Genomic DNA, 3,275 nt, shown 5'->3' with positions numbered 1-3,275 from the left:
CTGGTCCCGTTCCTCTTTCGAGGTCTCAGTCGTTTCCGACACCGGTAAGTCGGGCAAGTAAGAGCCAAACCAGTAGGCTCCATTCTTTCGAACACCCCCTTCTTCTTCACGCCACAACGGCGCACGCCGTTCGGCTTCGATCCCTCACGCGAGATATCACGTGTCGCTCGCCGGAGGCACTCGCTCGTGGGCCCCGCCGGCATTGCATGCCGGCCTCGCTATCACTGTCCCGCGCTCGGGTGCCTTGTTAATCGGTCTCGCGACTGCAGTCGCCTCAGTGCCCGCGGTCATTGCATGCCCGCGTCGCTATCACTGCCCTCTCGTCGGCTGCCTTTGTCGGTGAGTTTTCGCAAGGTGCCGTTGATGGGCATTGCGGTCAGTTATTCGCCTAGCCAGGCGGATTTGCACATTCGCACCTGTAATGTCGCGACCCGGTGTCGGCTGGGAGAGCGCTGTAACGGCCGTCGCCTCGATCCAATGTGGCGGCCGCAGGGGCACTTGCTCCGACTTGATCGATGATAGCGGACCACAGTTCATTGACGCGTTTGACCTGCATCTCGAGCGTTGTTGACGAGCCATTACGATTGGCCGCCTTGATGACCACATCGTCGAGAGGATGTTCGGCAACTCGTCGCTGGAGGGCGATACTGCACTCGGTTGCACCGGGTATTCGGCGCGCGCCGCCACCGAGATGATCGCGTACCTAGCCAGCCCATTGCAGGAAGTTAGGATCGTCGCCGGAAAAGCCGATCAGACATAACTCGTTCTCGATAAAGATTTGCCGGGCGAGATTGACAAAGGCCGCATGCTTCACGGGGTAAGTCCGGTAATCTTCCTCCGCGAAGATGAGCGGACCTGGATCACCGATCGTTCCGTGTAATTTCACGATGCGCGGCGATCGGGCGTGCGTAAGATCGGCTTCAGTTCTTACGACCTCGTAGGATTGGTCGCTGGTGTGTTCGGCGCGTTCGAGGAGCGTGTCCCAATTGGTCGTGAGCACGTCGCCCCACGGCAAGCTCAGCAGATCGCCATGCAGCGGTCCCGGGGACCAAGACTTGTCCGGAAACCGCGTCCGCAGAAAGTCGTCGAGGCCTGCCTGACCAAAATAGGTTCGATATTCCTCGGCAATGCGCAGAGGGTTGCTTGGCGCTCTCTTCTGATCGTGCGGATACAGCCGCTCGACCATTTCGGTCATGAGTTCAGACCACAATGGTGGCTCGGGCGTATCTTCGCCAGGCCGCTCCGCATTCTTGCTGAGGCCAGCGCCAACCAGGATAGAGCCGCCGCGAACAGAGCCGTTGCGCCACAACGCACGGGCTAGCTGCTGGAAAGCGGGATAATCAGGGAGATCATCAATATGATAGGCTGGTTCAGTCATGGCGGCCTAAACTGCAATTTCAACGCTTGGTTTGATCGTCTGCCGACGCTTGGTTTGCAAGTGTTTTGCTCTTGATCGATCAGCTTCACCAAGCCCGAGACTGTCGACAGCAAACCGCCTGCCGCAAAGTCGCCGGGGGAGCGCAATGCGCTTGCACCATTTAGCCGTCGCGGTGCGGCAAGTCCGGAGAGGGGCGCATACGTGCCGATAACCGGGATGAGGAACGGATGGCGCGTCCGCGGCCGCTTATCGAGCTCTCCATGCTACCCTTGCCAGCATGCGCTTCGACCGGCGAGGATCCGGTTCGCTCCCCGGTAGACCGGATATTTGACAGCATACCAACTAGTATGTATGTTGCTGAACGGTCTGCAGTAGGAGAAGTGCTATGCGGCTGTACTGGATCAGGGCGCAGGCGCCGCGGCGTGTACTTGCACTTGCGAAGCACCTTGGCATGGCCATGGAGTACGTGGAGATGGACCTGATGGCGGGTGAGCTCGCCAGGCCGGAATATGCCTTGCTCAACCCCAACAAGAAGGTGCCCACGCTGGTCGACGGCGATCGGGTGCTGTGGGAGTCATCTGCCATCATGGCGTATCTCTGCGCCAAGCGAGGGGCCGACATGTGGCCGATGACGAGCGTGGTAGAGCAGATCGAGGTCTTGCGGTGGCTTTCCTGGAACGATTGCCATTGGGCGCCAGCCGTTTCGCCGTTCTATTTCGAGTATATCGTCAAGTCCACCTTTGGGATGGGGCCTCCTGATCGCGAACCGCTTCGTGCAAAGGAGGCGAACCTGATGAGGTTCGCCGCGGTGCTTGACCAGCATCTGGAAGGCCGCGATTACGTTGCCTGCGATCGTCTCACGATTGGCGATTTCCAGTTGGCGTCCATGGCAACCGATTGGCGATCAGCGGAGATGCCGCTCGAGTCCTTCCCGAATGTGGTGCGCTGGATCGAAGGGCTGGGCAGGATTCCTGCATGGGCCGATCCGTGGCCATCCAATGGAGATGACGGGGCTCGTCGTGCGGCTTCGCACCGCGCACCGCAATGATTCGCGTTCTAGCGTCAAAAGGCCCTCATGCATGAAGAAAGCGCACGCAAAGACGAACAGGCCGGCAGCACGTGATCCAGTCCGCACCCGCGAGGCGCTTCTCAATGCGGCGTTCGCGGAGATCCATCGCTCGGGATTTCGAAGCGCGGACGTCGACGCGATCTTGCGCGTGGCGGGCGTCACGAAGGGCGCGCTTTATCATCATTTCGAGAACAAGGAGGCGCTCGGCTACGCGGTCGTTGACGTGGTGGTGGCCGACATCATGCGGCAGAAGTGGCAGGTGCCCTTGCGCGACGCCGAGAATCCGATCAATGCGCTGATCGCCGTCTTGAAGGGGACGTCGCTGGAGAAGCACGACATCGAATGCGGCTGTCCACTGAACAATATAGCTCAGGAGATGTCGCCTCTTGATGAGGGGTTTCGCCGACGAACTGCAAAATTGTTCCGAGAGTGGCAGGGCGCGATCGCAAAGACATTGCGAGAAGGGAGGGCGCATGGGGACGTCGACCAGGGGGTCGACCCGGACCAGTCGAGCACGTTCCTGATCGCGGCTTATGAGGGGTACATCAGCTTGGCAAAGAATTCTCAAAATGGGGCCGACCTGAAGGCCGGGTTGGATGCGATGGTCCGATATCTGGATACTCTGCGCGTTCAGCCTACGGACCGCCTTCAGGCGTCTCGACCGCCACGCAGCTGAACGGCACAAGAGCTCGCCGACCTGCGGGGAAGCGATACACGGCAAATCATGGTTCCGGAGTCGTTCGTGAAGAACCGGCGCGCCGCCGGGCTCAGGCGATATTTGGCGCCGGGATGGTCTCGAGGAAGGCTCGGATGATGGCACGCAAGAGC

Annotated in this window: 3 protein-coding genes; 2 read left to right on the top strand and 1 reads right to left on the bottom strand. The window is 60.1% G+C overall.

What is annotated here, in order from left to right:
* Nucleotides 1–703 precede the first annotated feature (703 nt).
* Nucleotides 704–1,378, bottom strand: coding sequence for an SIR2 family protein (locus tag FBZ93_RS40340; RefSeq protein ID WP_146993223.1), 675 nt, complete (start codon nt 1,376–1,378; stop codon nt 704–706).
* Between the two features lie 385 nt (nt 1,379–1,763).
* Between FBZ93_RS40340 and FBZ93_RS40335 the strand changes: the two genes are divergently transcribed.
* Both FBZ93_RS40335 and FBZ93_RS40330 read left to right on the top strand, forming a co-directional pair.
* Complete coding sequence (locus tag FBZ93_RS40335) at nt 1,764–2,426, top strand: glutathione S-transferase family protein (protein WP_146993222.1); 663 nt, start codon at nt 1,764–1,766, stop codon at nt 2,424–2,426.
* A gap of 31 nt (nt 2,427–2,457) precedes the next feature.
* Nucleotides 2,458–3,123, top strand: coding sequence for a TetR/AcrR family transcriptional regulator (locus FBZ93_RS40330; RefSeq protein ID WP_146993221.1), 666 nt, complete (start codon nt 2,458–2,460; stop codon nt 3,121–3,123).
* The last annotated feature ends 152 nt before the right edge of the window (nt 3,124–3,275 follow it).

The sequence above is a fragment of the Bradyrhizobium macuxiense genome, assembly GCF_007993935.1.
GTDB classification, from domain to species: Bacteria; Pseudomonadota; Alphaproteobacteria; order Rhizobiales; family Xanthobacteraceae; genus Bradyrhizobium; species Bradyrhizobium macuxiense_A.
The sequence above is the reverse complement of the archived record's forward strand: the minus strand, read 5'-3'. Positions and strand labels throughout refer to the sequence as shown.

Excerpts from the sequence above, each read along its gene's own strand:
- FBZ93_RS40335 (WP_146993222.1), top strand. The coding sequence starts at position 1,764 with ATGCGGCTGTACTGGATCAGGGCGCAGGCGCCGCGGCGTGTACTTGCA.
- FBZ93_RS40330 (WP_146993221.1), top strand. The coding sequence starts at position 2,458 with ATGAAGAAAGCGCACGCAAAGACGAACAGGCCGGCAGCACGTGATCCA.
- FBZ93_RS40340 (WP_146993223.1), bottom strand. The coding sequence starts at position 1,378 with ATGACTGAACCAGCCTATCATATTGATGATCTCCCTGATTATCCCGCT.